We start from the raw sequence: 17947 nt of genomic DNA, 5'->3' as shown, positions 1-17947 counted from the left end.
GACGACAAATTCCGCCGATGCGCGCTTGCCGTCTTCGCTGGCCATGATCACCATGTCGGTCAGGGTTTCCTTGTAGCAGCGGTTCATGTGATCCATGAATGTCGCAAACACCGCCTTACCGGTCTGGCGTTCGCCCTGGTTGATGTCATGAACGACATTTTCGTCGAGCAGGGCCAGAAAGGCATCCATGTCCTGGCGGTTAAAGGCGTCGTAATAGGCGTGGATGGTGGCGGCTGCTGTCATCTTTATCTCCATGGGTCTGCAACAGAACTTGGCTCACTTTGGCCGTCACGATATAACCGGGCACAACCAAGGTGAAAATGCTGTATATCGGAAAGTATCTCAACTGACATGAAAACACTCGAAATCAAATCCGCATCCGGTGCCGATATTGCACCTTATTTTGATGACCTCGCCCGTTTGCGTATCGGTGTTTTCCGGGAATTTCCCTATCTCTATGACGGTACGATCGAGCACGAGCGCGAATATCTCGCCACCTATGCCAATTCGCAAGGTGCTGTCGTGGTTCTGGCGCTGGACGATGGCAAGGTCGTTGGTATGTCCACTGGTATCCCTATGGCGTCAGAAACCGATGAGGTGAAAAAGCCGTTTCTGGCAGCGGGATATGATCCCGAACGTATCTTTTATTTCGGTGAGAGCGTGCTTCTGCCGCAATATCGCGGGCAGGGCGCTGGCGTTCGGTTTTTTGAAGAGCGAGAAGCCCAGGCAAAACGGCTTGGCGGTTTTGACTATTGCACCTTTTGTGCCGTGGAACGGCCAGTCGACCATCCACGTCGGCCGGCTGATTACAAACCGCTCAACAGCTTCTGGGAAAATCGCGGTTATGTGCATAAGCCGGAACTGAGCACGACATTCACCTGGCAGGACCTGGATGAGACGGCAAAAAGCCCGAAAACCCTGTCCTTCTGGATGCGAAAGATTGAGGCCTGAGCCATGACCAGACTTGCTGCCTGCCAATATGCCATCGAGCTGATCGAAAGCTGGGAAGACTATGTCGAACACCTGAGCAAACTGGTGCGACAGGCGGCTGATGCCGGCGCCCAACTGGCGCTTTTGCCGGAATATTCTGCGCTGACTCTGACCGGCCTGCTGCCGGCGGATATCCGCTCAGATTTGCACAAATCCATTGATGCCTTGCAGCCATTACTGCCCGCATGGCTGGAACTGTGCGAAGAACTGGCGCGCAGCCATGCTATTGTTTTCCAGCCCGGCAGTGCCCCAGTCAGAGATCCGGATGGTCAGTATCGCAACCGAGCCTGGCTGTTTGGACCAGATGGGTTGATCGGGTATCAGGACAAACAGATCATGACCCGTTTCGAGCGGGAAAAATGGAATATCGCTGCTGGCCTCGAAGGCCTTAAGGCGTTCGACACGCCGCTTGGCAAGCTTGGCATTCTGATCTGTTACGATAACGAGTTTCCGATGCTTGGCCGCAAGCTGGCGGAGCTGGGCGTGGAGCTGGTTCTGGCGCCAAGTTGCACCGACACACTGGCAGGTGCATACCGGGTACGCATTGGCGCGCAGGCTCGTGCACTTGAAAATCAGTACGCGGTTTTATCGTCGCCGACAGCCGGTGAGGCCCCCTGGTCGCCAGCCGTTGATGAAAACCGCGGCCGCGCCGCGCTTTATGTGCCGTCCGATTACGGTATGCCGCCGTCCGGCATCGTGGCGGAAAGCGAAAGCGATAACGTGTTGCAAAGCCACTGGCTGATTACAGACATTGACCTCGGTGCCGTCGCAAAACTGAGAACCGAGGGGCAAGTGGCCACCCGGCGTGACTGGCCGGAGCAGTTTGACGTATGAAAGGCCCATATTTAGTGGCCTTTTAACGAATTCCCACTTTTCGACTATCAAAGCCCCTGCTATAGGCCGGGGCATGAGCACAAATCCGAACCGCATCCCGCTTGACCATATCCGCAACTTCTCGATCGTTGCCCATATCGACCATGGCAAATCGACATTGGCCGACCGGTTGATCCAGTCGACCGGTGGTCTTGCCGAACGCGATATGTCCGAGCAGGTGCTCGACAATATGGAAATCGAGCGTGAGCGTGGCATCACCATCAAGGCCCAGACAGTGCGTCTGCACTATAAGGCCAACAATGGTGAGACCTATGTTCTCAATCTCATCGACACCCCCGGCCACGTCGACTTTGCCTATGAAGTCTCCCGCTCGCTTTCGGCTTGCGAAGGTTCGCTGCTGGTGGTGGATGCTTCGCAGGGCGTGGAAGCGCAGACGCTGGCCAACGTTTATCAGGCCATCGACAACAACCACGAACTTGTCACCGTTCTGAACAAGATCGACCTGCCTGCGGCCGAACCGGATCGCATCAAGGAACAGATCGAGGAAGTGATCGGGATTGATGCGTCCGAAGCGGTGCTGATTTCGGCCAAGACCGGCCTTGGTATTCCTGATGTGCTGGAAGCCATCGTCCACCAGTTGCCTCCACCGAAGAGTGAGCTTGGTGAAAAGGGCCCGCTGAAGGCGCTGCTGGTTGACAGCTGGTACGACACCTATCTCGGCGTCATGGTTCTGGTGCGCGTGCTTGATGGCGTTTTGACCAAGGGTCAAACCATCCGCATGATGGGCACGGATGCGAAATATCAGGTCGAGCGCGTCGGCGTCCTCACACCGAAGATGGTCGCTGTCGATAGCCTTGGCCCGGGCGAAATCGGTTTCATCACCGGCTCGATCAAGGAAGTGGCCGACACCCGCGTTGGCGATACCATCACGGAAGACAAGCGCCCGACCGAAAAGGCTCTTCCTGGCTTCAAACCCGCGCAGCCGGTGGTGTTCTGTGGCTTGTTCCCGGTTGATGCGGCAGATTTTGAAGATCTGCGTGCCGCCATGGGCAAGTTGCGCCTCAACGATGCGTCGTTCTCATTTGAAATGGAATCGTCTGCCGCTCTCGGTTTCGGTTTCCGCTGCGGTTTCCTTGGTCTTCTGCACCTTGAAATCATTCAGGAGCGCCTCGAACGCGAGTTCGATCTTGATCTTATCGCGACGGCTCCTTCGGTGGTCTATCAGTTGACGATGACCGATGGTTCCGAGCGTGAGTTGCACAACCCGGCCGACATGCCGGATGTGGTGAAGATTGCCGAAATTCGTGAACCATGGATCAAGGCAACCATCCTGACGCCGGACGATTATCTCGGTGGTATCTTGAAGCTCTGCCAGGATCGCCGCGGTGTGCAGACCGAACTGACCTATGTCGGCAAGCGTGCAATGATTACTTATGAATTGCCGCTCAACGAAGTGGTGTTCGATTTCTACGATCGCTTGAAATCCATCTCCAAGGGATATGCGTCCTTCGATTACCATCTGGATGGCTATCGTGAAGGCAACCTCGTCAAGATGTCGATCATGGTCAATGGCGAACCTGTTGATGCGCTTTCCATGCTGGTGCATCGTAGCGCTGCTGAAAAGCGTGGCCGTGACATGTGCGAAAAGCTGAAGGACCTCATTCCTCGCCACATGTTCAAGATTCCGATCCAGGCAGCCATTGGCGGAAACGTCATCGCCCGCGAAACGATCTCGGCCATGCGCAAGGACGTGACCGCCAAGTGTTATGGTGGTGACGCCACCCGTAAGCGCAAACTTCTGGACAAGCAGAAGGAAGGCAAGAAGCGCATGCGTCAGTTCGGCAAGGTCGATATTCCGCAGGAAGCGTTCATTGCGGCGCTCAAGATGAGCGACGACTAAGCACTAACCATTTTCTGCAGACAATAAAAAAGGGAGGCTTTTGCCTCCCTTTTTGTTGCCCGATTGAGCGGTCCGCGCAAAGAAAACTGCCCGCCTCGCAAGGCGGACAGCTTTCGCTCCTCCCGGTAACCGTTAGGTTATGGGGTCGTTGTCGTACCACCGCCCGTTGCTGGGCTTGCTGGCGCGGCGTTATTGGCTGGCGGTTCAGCTGGCGCTGTTGGTGCCATGGGCTGTACGGCAGGTGCCTGCTCGCTCGCTGCCGGTGGACTGGTTGTGGACGATGTTGTCGTCGGGTCTGTGGTTGGACCACCCATTTGAGACCAGATGAGAACACCTGCCAGAATAAGAACAATCAACGCTCCGAACGGAACCCAAGAAGATGATGTTCGCGCAGACGGTGCGACATTGATATCAACGTTCGGCGGCGCGTTCGGATTCAAATCCGCTCTTGGGCGAAGTTCAGGATTTCTGTCATTTGGATCATACGTCATGTCACTTCCTCCTTCTCGTTCAAGAACGCGTGATCAGGAAAACGGTTCCAGTTGCGTTCCATAAAATGGAGAACAGTTCACCTGATGAGGGAAGCGAGGTGTCTGAATACAAAAACGCCGCGGTTGCCCGCGGCGTTGTCACACGAATATATTCTTCTTATCGGCTGGCGGTACGGGAAGAGCCCGTCTTGCTGCCAAGCCAGCGATGCCACTCATCGACATTGCCATGGAATACGTTGAGGTCGATCTTGCCAGACACGCCCTGCGACAGGCCGGATCCAGAATACTGCCAGAATACCCACTTGCGACCCGGATAGACCTTGGACGGGTGCTGGGCTACGGCGCGCAGCCAGAAAGGATAGTTGAGGAATTCACCGGACAGATGGTCCTTGTAGAAATCTGGCGCGGTGTAGATGACCGGACGCTGGCCGTAATGGCGTTCCAGCATGTCCATGAACACCTGCATTTTCTCCAGCACCTTGGCGCGTGGAAGGCGCATCTTGCAGCTCGACTCGCCATTATATTCGACGTCAATCACTGGCGGCAGCGCATCCGGATCACGCGGTACGTTGCGAATGAACCATTCCGCCTGATGGCTGGCCGGGCGGCACCAGTAGAAGAAGTGATAGGCACCGCGACGAATGCCAGCTTCCTTGGCAAGACGCCAGTTGGTCTTGAACATCGGGTCCAGGTGGTCGCCGCCATCGGTTGCCTTGATATAGGCGAAATTGGCACCCTGTGTGCGCAGCTTTACCCAGTCGATATTGGCCTGCCAGCGCGACACATCAACGCCATGCACGGCGTAATGGGACGGGGTGACCTTGCCGAAATTGATCGGTTTCGCATCCCGGAACTGGCGGCTGTAAATGCGCGAACGAACCTGTGGGCCAGCCATGATGGCCGGGCTTGCCGCCATTGCCATCGACACCGGGCGCTGGTCCGGAACCGGCATGCCAACCTGCGGCGCCACAACGGCGAATGCCTGTGGTTCATTCGGAACGGGACCACCCCAGGCCAGCAATTCCTGATGGTCGCTGGAGCCTGTCGTCGGCGCAGTGCCAACAGTTGCGGAAGGGATAGGACCGGGGGTCTGTGTGACCGAGCTTGTGACCTCCCGTGAGGGAGTGGACACCCCTGCCATGATGCTCTCCGGTCCGGAGCTGGAAGTGCAGCTGGACAGTGTCAGACAGGCAAGGAGCAATGCTGGCACAACAGATGAACGCATGGGAACCCGTACTCGAAACAAAACTGAAAAGGACGAGACAACACCTCGCCGGTAACGTTCTGCTAGGATTAAAGAACAATTATCAAGAAAGATTAAATTGCGCCCGCCGGACTAGTATATCTGGCCCGAAACCTGCCACTTTCTGGGGTTTTCGCGTTAAAACGGCCTGGATTTCCCTCAATCTCGCCGCCACCTTTGTTAGGAAATGTGGCAAGGCCGCCGAACAAAAATCATTGATTTTGAGTGGCTTGAAAACGCAATGGCCCAATTGTGGCAAACCTCCCGTGGGGCGAATGCACCGATTAATGCCTTGTAAACCACACGGTCAGCTTGCTGATAAAATGACAAGAAAGCCGGAACCCCTTAAATTCAAGGGGTTATGCGCCAGCAAGAACACCTGTCTGTTGCGGCTTTTCAGGCAGGTTTGCATCCGTTTGGATCAGCTTCACCCATGCGCGTGCAAGAGCCAGCCCAGCCTCATCGGCCTTTGTGCCGTTCTCCGCTTTTTGCTCGGCGTAACCGGCCAACCAACCGGGAGAAATCTTTTCAATGCTGTCGGCAAAGTCACGACGCCATCCGTCAACGACAGTGGTGTTCGCTTCGAAATGAAACTGCGTGCCATAAGACGCCCGACCAACGCGAAACGCCTGATTGATCACCGCGCCATTGGACGCCAGCCGCACGGCGTCTGGTGGCAATGTAAAGGTGTCGTAATGCCACTGGAAAACCTGGAAATTGTCGCCAACTGCTGAAAGCACCGGATCCCTTTTGCCGTCTTCATTGACTTCAATGGTTTCCCAGCCAAATTCACGCGTGGCTTTCAGCAGGTTTTCACCGCCATGGGCGCGCGCCAGTAACTGGCTGCCAAGACAGATACCGAGTACCGGTTTGTCGGCTTCGGTAAAGCGGCGCATCAACGCGGCCAAGTGCGGCAGATAGGGATGTTTTTCGTCGTCGATGGCGCTCTGCTCACCGCCAAACACCACCAATGCATCGTGCTCGTCCGCATCACCCGGCAGAGCATCGCCCTGATAGACGCTGATGATATCAAGCTCTGCATTGGCTTCCGCCAGTGCGACCCCGACTTGTCCGTGGGGTGTGCCTGCCATGTTTTCGATGATTGCGACGCGCATTGAAACTGCACCCTGTATACCAATTCTATGGGTCGAATTGACCATGCGGTGCCATGAATGACAAGACCAAAGGCAGCGGTGGCCACCTTTGGTCGGAGCTATTTTTCTGTTGTCTTCAGAAAGATCAGAATACTTTTTTGAGCTTGGCATCCACGGAGTGGCGGTTGCCACCACGCACGGCAAAGAACAGAAAGATGGCTGCCCAGAGGATCGACTTTTCACTGCCCGCCAAACCCTCGGCTTTCACGATGCCGTGGAAGTAAACAGTCACCAGCAAAACGATGGTTGCAGCAAAGGCCGCAGGGCGGGTGAAAAGGCCAATGGCAATAAGAATGCCGCCGAAAAACTCCGTTGCGGCCAGCAAGGGTGACCAGAATACACCGGGATAAAAACCAAGGCTTTCCACCATGCCAACGGCACGGAACGGGTCCATGATTTTGCCGTAGCCATGCGTCACCAGAAGAACGCCGGCCGCAACACGCAGAATGGTTTCAACGAGCTGGTGGGTGCTGTTATAGAGCGGTGCAACGGCCGGTACGATAAGAGGCTGGGAAGACTGAATGTTATTCGTCATAAGAAACTCCATGAAATGAACATGTTGTTTTCTCTAAAGCCGTGCGGCGGGAAGACAATCGAACGATGTGTAAAAACATGACTGTTTTTGTTAATATTTTCGTGAGCGAAATTTGAAGGAGGGAACCGAGGTGACAGAGATGAATGCCAAACCGCGTGTCGCTATCGTTTATTGCACACAGTGCAACTGGCTGCTGCGCTCCGGTTGGATGGCGCAGGAACTGTTGCAAACCTTTGGGCAGGACTTAGGCGAGGTGGCACTCATTCCCTCGACCGGTGGCCGTTTTGAGATCACGGTGAATGACACGCTGATCTGGGAACGCAAGCGTGACGGCGGTTTTCCGGGGCCAAAAGACCTCAAGCAGCGCATCCGTGATATTATCGACCCGGACCGTGATCTGGGCCACACGGACCGCAAGGCCAATGAAGGACTTGATAGCTGACGTTGAAAAACACACCTCAGGACGCGAGGTCTGCAACCACGCTGTCGAGGATCAGCATGCCTGATGGCGTGCAGCGAATGCGGGAATTACCCAGCCGCTCGACGAAACCATGCTGGATCAGGAAATCTTCGCGCTCCGGATCCAGTTCGCGCCCGGACAGGGACTGCCAGCGCACCAGATCGATGCCTTCACGCAGCCGCAGGCCCATCAGCAGCAATTCATCAGCCTGCTCGTCATAGCCAAGCATTTCCTGATCGATCATGCCGTGACCCTGGCGTTCAACCAGCTCAAGCCAGGCTTCGGGGTTACGCTCTGTGGCGGTGGCAAGTTTGATCTTGCTTTGCGACAGGCGTCCATGCGCGCCAGGACCGATGCCAGCATAGTCACCATAACGCCAGTAGGTCAGGTTATGGCGGCTTTCCGCGCCGGGGCGGGCATGGTTGGACACTTCGTAGGCTGGCATGCCGTGACGTGCAGTAATCTCCTGCGTCGCCTCGTAAAGCACCGCAGACTGTTCGCCATCTGGCACGATCAATTTTCCAGCCTTGTGCAGACCGTAAAAGGCGGTGCCTTCTTCAATCGTCAACTGATATAGCGACAGATGATCAACGGCATAGGAAATGGCCTCGGCCAATTCCTTTTCCCATTCGTCCACCGTCTGGTTTGGGCGTGCGTAAATCAGATCGAACGACATACGCGGAAAAATCTCGCGCGCCAGTTTGATCGCCTTCAGCGCATCTGCAACGTCATGCAGGCGGCCGAGAAATTTCAGATCGCGATCATTGAGGGCCTGCACACCCATGGAAACGCGATTGACACCGGCTGCCCTGTAACCGCGAAAGCGTTCCGCTTCCACGCTGGACGGGTTCGCTTCCATGGTAATTTCAATGCCATCTGGCACATGCCAGTATTTGGCAATGCCATCGAGAATGGCGCCGACCGTGGCTGGATCCATGAGGGATGGCGTGCCGCCGCCCATAAAGATGCTGCTGACGACCTTGGGGCCACCAAGCGTGCGCATGGTCTGCATTTCTTTCAGAAACGCCGCTGTAAAGCGCTCCTGATCGACCGGCTTGTGGCGCACATGACTGTTGAAATCGCAGTAAGGACACTTGGCCGCGCAGAACGGCCAATGCACATAAATCCCGAAACCGGGTTCGCCAGTATCAGGCAATAGCGTAGCACCGGGTGCAGATAGAGTACCGCTCCCGGCGCTGGTGATCATGCGTTAAGGCAGCTTTCGACAAACAGCTTGAAGGCGCGCGCGCGGTGCGACAGAGCAGTCGCATCGCCAGGCTTCCAGCCGTGCTTTTCCTCGGATGGCATTTCACCGAATGTCGTTTCATAACCTTCCGGCTGGAAGACTGGATCGTAACCGAAGCCGGCTGTACCGCGTGGTGGCCAGACGACTGTGCCTTCGACCTCACCACGGAACATTTCCGTGTGCCCATCCGGCCAGGCAAGGCACAAAACGCTGACGAAACGTGCGGTACGATCCTTTGGATCGGCAACACCCTTGTCTGCAAGTGCCTTTTCAACCTTTTCCATGGCCATGGCGAAATCGCGGGTGCCATCGGCGGTTTCAGCCCAATTGGCGGTGTAAACACCGGGCGCACCGTCAAGCGCATCGATGACCAGTCCGGAATCGTCCGACAGCGCTGGAAGACCGGAGGCCTTGGCCGAAGCCAGCGCCTTGATGGCGGCATTTTCTTCAAAGGTCGTGCCGGTTTCATCCGGCTCTTCGAAGTTAAGTTCTGCTGCCGATTTGGCCGAAAAACCGAACGGGCCGATCAACTCGGCAATTTCAGCGATCTTGCCCTTGTTGTGGCTGGCAACGACGATGGTGCGGGTATCAAGTTTACGCATGGTTTTGTCCGCTTCTTAAGCGATAGCTTGCTTTTGCAGGGAAACCAGTTCTGCACAGCCAGTCTTGGCAAGGCCGAGCAACGTCAGGAATTCCTGTTCGCTGAATGGTGCGCCTTCGGCTGTACCCTGAATTTCCACGATGCCGCCCGAGCCGGTGATGACAAAGTTGGCATCTGTTTCGGCAGAGGAGTCTTCCAGATAGTCCAGATCGATGACCGGCTGGTTGGCAAAAATACCGCAGGAAATGGCAGCGATATGGTCTTTCAGAACCTTCTCTACCTTCAGCATGTTGCGGCTTTCCATCCACTTCAGGCAGTCATGCAGGGCAATCCACGCACCGGTAATCGAAGCGGTACGGGTGCCGCCATCGGCCTGGATGACGTCGCAGTCGATGCTGATCTGGCGTTCACCCAGTGCCTGCAGGTCGACAACGGCGCGCAGCGAGCGGCCGATAAGGCGCTGGATTTCCTGCGTGCGGCCACCCTGCTTGCCGGAGGCAGCTTCGCGCTTCATGCGCTCATGGGTCGAACGTGGCAACATGCCGTATTCAGCCGTTACCCAGCCCTTGCCGCTGTTGCGCAGCCATGGTGGGGTCTTTTCTTCAAGGCTGGCCGTGCAAAGAACATGTGTATCGCCGAATTTGACGAGACAGGAGCCTTCGGCATGCTTGGAAAAATTGCGCTCGAACGAAACCTTGCGCATCTGGTCGGTTTTTCTGCCTGACGGCCGCATGTCGGACTCCTCTTGAATTGGTCGGAGCCTTCTAGTGCCTTTCCAAACCAATTGGAAGGCTCTGGGCCACCTATCCCGGTTTTGCGCCGCAAAACCGATCTTGGGAAGTGGAATTTCCATTTTGCCGATGTTCGATCAGTGATTATAGTTGTTGGTCATAGGCAATCGATAGAGATGACGGACAATATGGGCTTTTCCATTCCGGTAGCACAGGACCAATTCGCGTCACTGGACGAACGGTCGCGCGAAATATTCCGCCGTATCGTGGAAAGTTATCTGGAAACGGGTGAACCGCTGGGATCGCGCAATCTCTCGCGGCTGTTGCCCATGTCGCTGTCTCCCGCCTCGGTTCGCAACGTCATGAGCGATCTGGAGGATCTCGGCCTCATCTATTCACCGCATATCAGCGCCGGGCGTCTGCCCACCCATTCCGGACTGCGCTTTTTTGTCGATGCCTTCATGCAGGTCGGCAACCTCTCGGAAGATGAACGCGCCAATATTGACCGCAACATCGCGCCGCTGTCCAACCGTGAACAACCCCTGCAGGGCATGATGACCCAGGCCAGCCAGATGCTGTCGGGCATGTCGCGCGGCGCAGGGCTGGTCATCACTGCCAAAAATGACGTGGTGATCAAACATGTGGAGTTCATCCGCCTCGAACCGTTCAAGGCGCTTGCCATTCTGGTCGGTGAACACAATCAGGTCGAAAACCGTATCATTGATCTGCCGGCTGGCATTACCTCGTCGCAATTGACCGAAGCAGCCAATTTCATTAACGCGCATCTGTCTGGACAGACGCTGGATGAATTGCGCACCGAACTGAATGCGCTGAAATTGCAGGTGCAGACTGAACTGGGCACGCTGGCGCAGGATCTGGTGGAACGTGGTCTTGCCGTCTGGTCTGGTGACAGTGAGGAGGGCAAACCGGGTCGCCTCATTGTTCGTGGCCGTTCCAATCTGCTCGATGGTCTGGGTAGTGAAGAGGATATGGACCGCCTGCGGCTGCTGTTTGATGATCTGGAGCGCAAGGACAATCTGATCGAAATTCTGGATCTTGCGGAAAGCGGTCCTGGTGTGCGCATTTTTATCGGTGCGGAAAACAAGCTGTTTTCGCTGTCGGGATCGTCGCTGGTTGTTGCTCCCTACCGTGACGAAGACAACCGCATTGTTGGTGCTGTCGGGGTTATCGGGCCGACAAGGCTCAATTATTCCCGTATCGTGCCGATGGTTGATTATACTGCTCAGCTGATGGGACGGCTGTCGAGGAAACCTCTATAAGGCACGCAGATATTTCCTGTCCGACAGTTCTTTGCGCAGCGAATGGCTGCAAAGCCTTGATTTTTGCCCGCCAAACATCGATATCGGGCGCAACACTACAATTCATACTCTGGAGACCGTCATGACCGACGACACGAACAAGACCGGATCTGACGCAAAGCAAGCGGAAACGGCATACGAAGAAACCGCAGCGGATGCGGTGGCTGACGAGAATTCTGCGCCTGTGGAAGAAACACCCGATCCTGTTGAGGTTCTGAAGGCCGAAAACAACGATCTGCGCGACAAGTTCCTGCGCCTTGCCGCAGAAATGGACAATCTGCGCCGTCGCACCGAACGCGACGTCAAGGATGCCAAGGCCTATTCCGTGGCTGGCTTTGCCCGCGACATGCTCGCCGTATCCGACAATCTTCGCCGCGCGCTGGAAGCAATTCCAGCTGAGCTGAAGGCAAATGCCGAAGCAGGTATTTCCGGCCTCATCGAAGGTGTGGAAATGACCGAACGTTCGATGCTGTCGACCATGGAACGCCATGGCGTTCGCAAAATCGACGCAGAAGGCGAAAAGTTCGATCCGAACTTCCACCAGGCAATGTTCGAAATCCCAAATCCTGCTGTACCAAACAACACGGTTGTTCAGGTCGTACAGGCTGGCTTCACCATTGGTGAGCGCGTTCTGCGCCCGGCAATGGTCGGTGTTGCCAAGGGTGGCCCGAAGGCTGAAGCGCCTGCAGCCGCAGAGCCTGGCACTGGCAGCCTGAACGAAAAAGACGCCTAAGTCTGATCAGTATCGCTGAGATGTTTTCAAACCCCGGCCCAGTGCCGGGGTTTGTTGTTTCAGGGTTTTGAAAATTTCCGGTCCAGCCAGTCGTAGGCGTAATCCTGCTGTTGTGCTTCAAACACATGGGCGCCCGGCCAAATCTTGTCCTCGAATTGATCTGACGCCTGCCATGCCGTCCAGACAGTGCGCATCTTCTCTATCGCCGCGTTGACGGAAGCAATCGGAAAAAGCCGGTCTTCCTGTCCAGCAAAAACCAGCATTGGCTTGGGCGCGACAAGGCTTGCGACATCAGGGTAATCCAGAAAACGCATCAGCCCCGGATGGGTCATATGCCAGGCCGAACCGCCACGCAGCTGGTTGTTGCCTGCCACCATCAATCCCTTGGCCGTTGCCATCCAGTTGACGGCCACGGTCGCGGTGATCGTGTCGCTTAAAGCTGCCGCCTGCCACGCGCGGAAGGCACCCATCGAAAAGCCGATCGCTGCTATCTGGTCTGTGTTAACGAACGGCAGGCTTGCCATAAAATCCGCAGCACGCGTGTCCTCCAGTGCCATCAGCCCGGCAAGAGAGCTTCCCATATTGGACATATTGGCAGCCAGCGCCTGCTGGCCCTCATAGGTCAGTGGACCACGGTTGCCCCAGCCAAGGGCATCGACCGCCAGGACCACATAACCGCGCCGGGCCAGCGCATCGCCCGGAAAGCGGCCGGAAAAGTGCCGGTCGGCCCATAGGGTGGCAGATTGCAGTTTTTCCTCATCACCCCAAGGCGTGATCAGCTTTTCCTTGCCGATATCGAATTTCGAGCCATGGTCGTGATAGAACACCACACCAGGAAACGGGCCATTCCCCTTGGGCACGAGCAGAAGGGCGGCAACGCGACTGTCGCCTGTCAGGTTAAAGGCAATCTTGCGGGCGATAAAATCACCACGGTCGATTTCATCGATGATGGCGGGACGGAAGTCTGAATGATCCGGCATCTGCCAGGTCAGCTCCCAGACCTTGGCACGGGCCTTTTCTTTCCATGCGCTGAGATCCGTGACCTCTGATGTCCAGGCAAGCGGAAAGGAAAGTTTCTGTTTCAGGCTGTCGCCAAAAACCGGCAGATGATCACCGGTTATACCTGTCGTCTGAAAAGTCGACGGGCCGTCCAAGCCGGATTGATTGATCTTGTCGATCGTCTGCCGTTCCATGCACCCTCCCGTCATCAGAATGTCGTTCTGATGACGGTTGATGTACCGCATGGTGAGAAAAATCGGAATTAATTTTCAGGGAAGATCTAATCCCAAAACCGTATTCGCTGGTTTTGAATCAGGCCGCGTTGGCCTGCTCTGCATTCAGGAAGGCGTAGATCGCCGTGTCTGAATCGGTTGCACGCAGCTTGGCAACCAGTTCCTGATCGCGCAGCACACGCGCAATGCGCGACAGAGCCTTCAAATGGTCAGCGCCGGCACCTTCTGGCGCCAGCAGCAAGAACACCAGGTCGACAGGCTGGTCATCCAGCGCTTCGAAATCCACCGGCGATTCCAGGCGGGCAAATACGCCAACGATTGATGAAATGCTTTCAAGTTTGCCGTGTGGAATGGCGATGCCGTGTCCGACACCGGTCGAACCGAGCCGTTCCCGTTGCAGAATGACGTCAAAAACCTCGCGTTCCGGAACACCTGTGATCCGGGATGCCTTTGCAGAAAGTTCCTGGAGAAGTTGTTTCTTGGAATTCACCTTGAGGGCGGGGATAATCGCATCTTGTTGCAGCAGGTCTGCCAATGCCATTTCGTCTTCCTTTGTATCATCGGAGTGATTGGCGGGCGTGGTAACCACGTCCGCCAAACGTATTCCGACTGTTCAACCCTTTATCGCGGCCGCATCAATCCAGCCGATATTACCGTCGTGACGACGATAAACGATATTGAGGTATTCGGTTCCCGGGCTGCGGAAAAGCAGGACCGGTTCGTCTGTCATATCAAGTGCCATCACGGCATTTGCCACAGACATGGTTTTAATCTGTTTTGAACTTTCCGCGACGATTGTCGGCGCGTAGTCGTCAGGCACTTCATCATCTTCGTCCGGAACTGCGTCCATGACCCTGTAAGGAATTTCCTCGAGAGCAGGAACAGGTCCACCGGCGTGGTGATCCCTCAGTTTGCGCTTGTAGCGTCTAAGCCTCTTTTCGATTCGGGCCGCTGCGGCATCGAAACTGCCTTGCGGCTCGTTTGCTTCTCCTGCCGCATGAAGGACCACTCCCGTATCCAGATGCAGTTTGCAGTCGCACGAAAAATGGGATGTCGATTTCTGAACCGTTACTTGAGCAGAATACCCCCCATCGAAATATTTCGTAACCGCCAAGCCGACCGCATCCTCGATCCTCTGACGGAACGATTCACCAATCTCCATATGCTTACCAGATACACGCACACTCATGGAATTTTCCTTTTTGTAGTGATTTGCGAATACCAGCTTACGTCAAGCCACGCGCTCATCCAAGCGATTCCAGACCTCTTTGGCCTTGCTGCGGCGTTCTGCCTTTCGATTAAGGGGATTTGTGCGTCCTGATCATCCCGTAAAGGTGCGCGGCTTCTACTCTTGGCGCAATCAGGAGTCAATGCTGCCGGGTGCAGCCGCAAACATATATTTACGGTTTATTAAGGGACGGAACGCTGGAAACGGTGTGTTTAACCCAGTTTTGCCAGCGCTTTCTTCTCCCGCCGACGCTGCACGGAGGAGGGGATATTCATCGCTTCGCGGTATTTTGCGACGGTTCGGCGGGCCAATTCGACGCCGCCCTGCTTGAGATTATCGACGATATCATCGTCCGAAAGCACGGCTTCGGGTGTTTCCTGAGAGATCATCAATTTTATGCGATGACGCACGGCTTCGGCCGAATGGCTGTCACCGCCCTCAACCGCGCCGATCGACACGGTGAAGAAATATTTCAGTTCAAACATGCCGCGCGGCGTCAGCATGTATTTTTTGGAGGTCACGCGGCTGACGGTCGATTCATGCATCTTGATCGCGTCTGCCACGGTTTTCAGATTGAGTGGCCGCAGATGATCGACACCATGCATCAGGAACGCGTCCTGCTGGCGGACGATTTCACTGGCCACCTTCATGATGGTCTTGGCGCGCTGGTCAAGGCTTCGTGTCAGCCAGTGGGCATTCTGAAGGCACTCGGACAAAAAGCTCTCGTCCTCACCCTTGCGGGCGGGCAGGCGTGAGATCTCGGCATAATAGGACTGGTTGACCAGCACACGGGGCAGTGCATCCGGGTTCAGTTCCACCAGCCAGGTTCCGCCAGGCGTTTCGTGAACGATAACGTCAGGCACGATTGTTTCGGAAACCGAGGCTTCGAAACCGGCGCCGGGACGCGGATTAAGCGCGCGAATCTCTCCGAGCATGTCGAGAAGGTCTTCTTCATCGACGCCGCAGAGTTTTTTCAAAGTGGCGAAATCACGCTTGGCAAGCAGTTCGAGATTGCCAACCAGTGCCTGCATGGCCGGATCAAGCCGATCCTTCTGGTGAAGCTGTATCGCAAGGCACTCGCTCAACGAGCGGGCAAAGATGCCGGGTGGGTCGAGGCTTTGCAGCGCCCACACGATCTGTTCGATATCCTGCGCATCCTTGCCAAGACGCTCCGCTGTTTCAGCTACAGCATCAGCAGGAATATATCCGGTTTCATCGAGCTGATCGACCAAGGTTTCCGCGATCACACGCGATGTGGCATCATGCAAAAGGAAAGGGATCTGTTGATTGATATAGTCGCGCAAATTTGGTTTTGCGGCGACGAAATCATCGAGGTCGTAAGATTCACCACCCTCATTGCCCGGCATTGATTTCCACTGATCAGCCAGTTCGGGCGCATCTGCCTTGCGCTGGTTGCCATCATCGGGAAACACGTTCTCAAAGCTGGTGTCGAGTTGCTCCCCGAGGCCAGCGCTGCGCTCGTTATACCACTCTTCCGGGTCGGCGGTCTGTGTCGAAACAGGCTCGAAATCCGGTTCGGCCGGTTCGAAACTGTCTTCTGGACTGTTGTTGCCTACACCGTCATCACCTGCTGCAAATTCAAGCAGTGGGTTCTTCTCGACTTCCTGGGAGATGAACTGTTGCAACTCGACATAGGTCATCTGAAGCAATTGGATCGATTGCATCAGCTGTGGCGTCATGACGAGCGATTGGCTTTGACGCAGAAAAAGGCTGGCGGATAATGCCATGACGGACGCGAAACTCCCCTTCAACGCCTTCCTGACCGCTTTTTTTCAAGATTGGCGGTGAATGAAACAGCACTTGGCCCAAAAATTGCTTTTTTATCAGGTTTGGTCAAGCGCAACTGTAGCGTCTAAGGGAAGATTCTTTGGCAGTTAGCCCTTACAGGCTAAAATTGTCGCCAAGATAGAGGCGACGAACATCGGGATTGTTCACGATATCGGTCGCACGGCCATGGGTGAGAACTTCACCGGCATGAATGATGTAAGCCCGGTCGATAAGCCCCAGCGTCTCGCGCACATTATGGTCTGTGATAAGAACGCCGATACCGCGTGCCGTCAAGTGGCGCACCAGATTCTGGATATCGCTGACCGAGATCGGGTCAACACCGGCAAAAGGTTCGTCGAGCAGCATGAAGGTCGGATCGGTTGCCAGCGCACGGGCGATTTCGAGGCGTCGGCGCTCACCCCCGGACAGGGCAACAGCTGCGGATTTGCGAAGATGCGCAATGTGGAATTCTTCCAGCAGCTCATTGAGCTTGTTTTCGCGCTTCTTGCGATCTTTCTCGTGCACTTCCAGAACGGCCAGGATGTTGTCCTCAACCGTCAGACCACGAAAGATCGAGGCTTCCTGCGGCAAATAACCAACACCGAGACGGGCACGGCGATACATCGGCATGCCGGTCACATCATTGCCGTTGATGGCAATGCGGCCGGAATCAACCGGCACAAGGCCGGTAATCATGTAAAAACAGGTCGTCTTGCCCGCACCGTTTGGTCCAAGCAAGCCAACGGCCTCGCCGCGACGCACGACCAGCGAAACCCCGTTGACCACCCGGCGGGTGTTGTAGGTTTTCGACAGGCTGTGCGCGATAAGCGTGCCTTCATAACGGCTTTTGTCCCCCGAAAGATTGAGGGGGCTGCCAGCCTCGGTTTTGCTGGAGAACATGCGAGAGAGAGAAGGAATTTTCACGTGCAGGACTTATGGCTGTTTTTTCTGTGATTGCGGGTCGAGCAGGATACGGACCGGCCCACCACAGCTATCCAGTTTTGCCTGTCCGGTGTTCATGAACACCGTGAGCTTACAGCCGGTGAACACGTTCTTGCCTTCGGAAAGCACGACCTGCTTGCCCGACAGTATGAATGTCTGGGCTGCCATGTCGAATTCGCCGTGATCGGCGGTTGCTTCCTGCGTGCCGGAGTTCAGATACACCGTGTTATCGACAAAGATTTTTTCGATATCGGCATTGCCGCTGGTCAGCGAGGAACCTTCACCCTTGTAGAGCACGGTCATCTTGCCAGCTTTCAGGGTGGTTGTTCCCTGAACAACCTTCACATTGCCCGTAAAGTAGGCCTTGCGCTCCTGATCCTGAATTTCAAGCTGATCGCTTTCAATGGCGATCGGCTTGTCATTGGAAAGCTTGAGGCCGTCCATCTGGCTCGTGGTGTTTTGCGCGGAAGCGGTTCCTGCCAGCGTCAAGGCCGCAACGGAAGCGGACAGAAGCGCGAGG

20 protein-coding genes are annotated in these 17947 nt (G+C 55.6%); 7 read left to right on the top strand and 13 right to left on the bottom strand.

The genetic code is table 11. The annotated features are described in order from the left end of the window. On the bottom strand, nucleotides 1-243 hold a 243-nt coding region (locus RT613_RS12005), incomplete at its 3' end, for a nuclear transport factor 2 family protein (protein WP_313615609.1). 108 nt (nucleotides 244-351) lie between these two features. On the opposite strand from RT613_RS12005, the gene RT613_RS12000 reads away from it, so the two are divergent. From RT613_RS12000 to RT613_RS11985, 4 genes are all read left to right on the top strand, one after another. Continuing rightward, complete coding sequence (locus tag RT613_RS12000; protein WP_313615607.1) at nucleotides 352-951, top strand: GNAT family N-acetyltransferase; 600 nt, start codon at nucleotides 352-354, stop codon at nucleotides 949-951. Between the two features lie 3 nt (nucleotides 952-954). Then, a complete protein-coding gene (locus RT613_RS11995) occupies nucleotides 955-1824 on the top strand; it encodes a carbon-nitrogen hydrolase family protein (RefSeq protein WP_313615605.1) in 870 nt (289 codons plus the stop codon). A gap of 73 nt (nucleotides 1825-1897) precedes the next feature. After that, nucleotides 1898-3724, top strand: coding sequence for a translation elongation factor 4 (lepA, locus tag RT613_RS11990; protein ID WP_409558811.1), 1827 nt, complete (start codon nucleotides 1898-1900; stop codon nucleotides 3722-3724). 192 nt (nucleotides 3725-3916) lie between these two features. Beyond that, nucleotides 3917-4042 (top strand): hypothetical protein, encoded by a 126-nt coding sequence (locus RT613_RS11985; RefSeq protein WP_313615603.1) that lies wholly within the window; start codon nucleotides 3917-3919, stop codon nucleotides 4040-4042. A 330-nt stretch (nucleotides 4043-4372) separates the two neighbouring features. Here RT613_RS11985 and RT613_RS11980 read toward each other — a convergent pair whose 3' ends face one another. The 3 genes from RT613_RS11980 to RT613_RS11970 form a co-directional block, all read right to left on the bottom strand. Further along, a complete protein-coding gene (locus RT613_RS11980) occupies nucleotides 4373-5440 on the bottom strand; it encodes a GH25 family lysozyme (protein ID WP_313615601.1) in 1068 nt (355 codons plus the stop codon). A 377-nt stretch (nucleotides 5441-5817) separates the two neighbouring features. After that, the gene (locus RT613_RS11975; RefSeq protein WP_313615600.1) at nucleotides 5818-6573 is read right to left on the bottom strand and encodes a type 1 glutamine amidotransferase; all 756 of its coding nucleotides are present in this window, start codon (nucleotides 6571-6573) and stop codon (nucleotides 5818-5820) included. 124 nt (nucleotides 6574-6697) lie between these two features. Then, a complete protein-coding gene (locus RT613_RS11970; protein ID WP_313615599.1) occupies nucleotides 6698-7147 on the bottom strand; it encodes a DoxX family protein in 450 nt (149 codons plus the stop codon). Nucleotides 7148-7286: 139 nt separating this feature from the next. Between RT613_RS11970 and RT613_RS11965 the strand changes: the two genes are divergently transcribed. Then, nucleotides 7287-7589, top strand: a complete 303-nt coding sequence (locus RT613_RS11965) for a SelT/SelW/SelH family protein (protein WP_313615677.1) — start codon at nucleotides 7287-7289, stop codon at nucleotides 7587-7589. Nucleotides 7590-7605: 16 nt separating this feature from the next. Here the strand turns inward: RT613_RS11965 and hemW are convergent, their stop codons facing one another. The 3 genes from hemW to rph are packed head-to-tail and all read right to left on the bottom strand — an operon-like array spanning nucleotide 7606 to nucleotide 10187. After that, the gene (gene hemW / locus RT613_RS11960) at nucleotides 7606-8814 is read right to left on the bottom strand and encodes a radical SAM family heme chaperone HemW (RefSeq protein WP_313615597.1); all 1209 of its coding nucleotides are present in this window, start codon (nucleotides 8812-8814) and stop codon (nucleotides 7606-7608) included. Continuing rightward, nucleotides 8811-9455: an RdgB/HAM1 family non-canonical purine NTP pyrophosphatase gene (rdgB, locus tag RT613_RS11955; RefSeq protein ID WP_313615596.1), complete on the bottom strand. Its 645-nt coding sequence runs from the start codon at nucleotides 9453-9455 to the stop codon at nucleotides 8811-8813. The genes hemW and rdgB overlap by 4 nt, the downstream gene beginning before the upstream one ends. Before the next feature lie 15 nt (nucleotides 9456-9470). Continuing rightward, on the bottom strand, nucleotides 9471-10187 hold the full coding sequence (rph, locus tag RT613_RS11950; protein ID WP_192486631.1) for a ribonuclease PH: 717 nt from the start codon (nucleotides 10185-10187) through the stop codon (nucleotides 9471-9473). Nucleotides 10188-10373: 186 nt separating this feature from the next. Here rph and hrcA point away from each other — a divergent pair, with 186 nt between their 5' ends. After that, on the top strand, nucleotides 10374-11465 hold the full coding sequence (gene hrcA, locus RT613_RS11945) for a heat-inducible transcriptional repressor HrcA (RefSeq protein ID WP_313615676.1): 1092 nt from the start codon (nucleotides 10374-10376) through the stop codon (nucleotides 11463-11465). A 121-nt stretch (nucleotides 11466-11586) separates the two neighbouring features. Further along, the gene (gene grpE / locus RT613_RS11940; RefSeq protein ID WP_313615594.1) at nucleotides 11587-12237 is read left to right on the top strand and encodes a nucleotide exchange factor GrpE; all 651 of its coding nucleotides are present in this window, start codon (nucleotides 11587-11589) and stop codon (nucleotides 12235-12237) included. A gap of 59 nt (nucleotides 12238-12296) precedes the next feature. On the opposite strand, the gene RT613_RS11935 is transcribed toward grpE, so the two are convergent. The 6 genes from RT613_RS11935 to RT613_RS11910 form a co-directional block, all read right to left on the bottom strand. Further along, nucleotides 12297-13430 (bottom strand): alpha/beta fold hydrolase, encoded by a 1134-nt coding sequence (locus tag RT613_RS11935; protein WP_313615592.1) that lies wholly within the window; start codon nucleotides 13428-13430, stop codon nucleotides 12297-12299. A gap of 118 nt (nucleotides 13431-13548) precedes the next feature. Next, nucleotides 13549-14010, bottom strand: coding sequence for a PTS IIA-like nitrogen regulatory protein PtsN (gene ptsN, locus RT613_RS11930; protein WP_313615591.1), 462 nt, complete (start codon nucleotides 14008-14010; stop codon nucleotides 13549-13551). Between the two features lie 72 nt (nucleotides 14011-14082). Beyond that, nucleotides 14083-14658, bottom strand: a complete 576-nt coding sequence (gene hpf, locus RT613_RS11925; protein ID WP_313615589.1) for a ribosome hibernation-promoting factor, HPF/YfiA family — start codon at nucleotides 14656-14658, stop codon at nucleotides 14083-14085. 251 nt (nucleotides 14659-14909) lie between these two features. Continuing rightward, a complete protein-coding gene (rpoN, locus tag RT613_RS11920; RefSeq protein ID WP_313615588.1) occupies nucleotides 14910-16445 on the bottom strand; it encodes an RNA polymerase factor sigma-54 in 1536 nt (511 codons plus the stop codon). Between the two features lie 154 nt (nucleotides 16446-16599). Then, entirely contained in the window at nucleotides 16600-17385 is a 786-nt protein-coding gene (gene lptB / locus RT613_RS11915) for an LPS export ABC transporter ATP-binding protein (protein WP_313615675.1), read from the bottom strand. 33 nt (nucleotides 17386-17418) lie between these two features. Further along, entirely contained in the window at nucleotides 17419-17937 is a 519-nt protein-coding gene (locus RT613_RS11910) for an LptA/OstA family protein (RefSeq protein WP_409558816.1), read from the bottom strand. Between the last annotated feature and the right edge of the window lie 10 nt (nucleotides 17938-17947).

The organism is Agrobacterium sp. (genome assembly GCF_032092815.1).
GTDB lineage: Bacteria > Pseudomonadota > Alphaproteobacteria > Rhizobiales > Rhizobiaceae > Agrobacterium.
Note: the sequence above shows the minus strand (reverse complement) of the source record. Positions and strands in the feature narration are given on the sequence as shown.

Bases quoted from the DNA above. Each gene is read 5' to 3' on its own strand.
- RT613_RS12000 (WP_313615607.1), top strand. From the start codon at position 352: ATGAAAACACTCGAAATCAAATCCGCATCCGGTGCCGATATTGCACCT.
- RT613_RS11995 (WP_313615605.1), top strand. From the start codon at position 955: ATGACCAGACTTGCTGCCTGCCAATATGCCATCGAGCTGATCGAAAGC.
- lepA (WP_409558811.1), top strand. From the start codon at position 1,898: ATGAGCACAAATCCGAACCGCATCCCGCTTGACCATATCCGCAACTTC.
- RT613_RS11980 (WP_313615601.1), bottom strand. From the start codon at position 5,440: ATGCGTTCATCTGTTGTGCCAGCATTGCTCCTTGCCTGTCTGACACTG.
- RT613_RS11975 (WP_313615600.1), bottom strand. From the start codon at position 6,573: ATGCGCGTCGCAATCATCGAAAACATGGCAGGCACACCCCACGGACAA.
- RT613_RS11970 (WP_313615599.1), bottom strand. From the start codon at position 7,147: ATGACGAATAACATTCAGTCTTCCCAGCCTCTTATCGTACCGGCCGTT.
- RT613_RS11965 (WP_313615677.1), top strand. From the start codon at position 7,287: ATGAATGCCAAACCGCGTGTCGCTATCGTTTATTGCACACAGTGCAAC.
- hemW (WP_313615597.1), bottom strand. From the start codon at position 8,814: ATGATCACCAGCGCCGGGAGCGGTACTCTATCTGCACCCGGTGCTACG.
- rdgB (WP_313615596.1), bottom strand. From the start codon at position 9,455: ATGCGTAAACTTGATACCCGCACCATCGTCGTTGCCAGCCACAACAAG.
- rph (WP_192486631.1), bottom strand. From the start codon at position 10,187: ATGCGGCCGTCAGGCAGAAAAACCGACCAGATGCGCAAGGTTTCGTTC.
- hrcA (WP_313615676.1), top strand. From the start codon at position 10,374: ATGGGCTTTTCCATTCCGGTAGCACAGGACCAATTCGCGTCACTGGAC.
- grpE (WP_313615594.1), top strand. From the start codon at position 11,587: ATGACCGACGACACGAACAAGACCGGATCTGACGCAAAGCAAGCGGAA.
- RT613_RS11935 (WP_313615592.1), bottom strand. From the start codon at position 13,430: ATGGAACGGCAGACGATCGACAAGATCAATCAATCCGGCTTGGACGGC.
- ptsN (WP_313615591.1), bottom strand. From the start codon at position 14,010: ATGGCATTGGCAGACCTGCTGCAACAAGATGCGATTATCCCCGCCCTC.
- hpf (WP_313615589.1), bottom strand. From the start codon at position 14,658: ATGAGTGTGCGTGTATCTGGTAAGCATATGGAGATTGGTGAATCGTTC.
- rpoN (WP_313615588.1), bottom strand. From the start codon at position 16,445: ATGGCATTATCCGCCAGCCTTTTTCTGCGTCAAAGCCAATCGCTCGTC.
- lptB (WP_313615675.1), bottom strand. From the start codon at position 17,385: ATGTTCTCCAGCAAAACCGAGGCTGGCAGCCCCCTCAATCTTTCGGGG.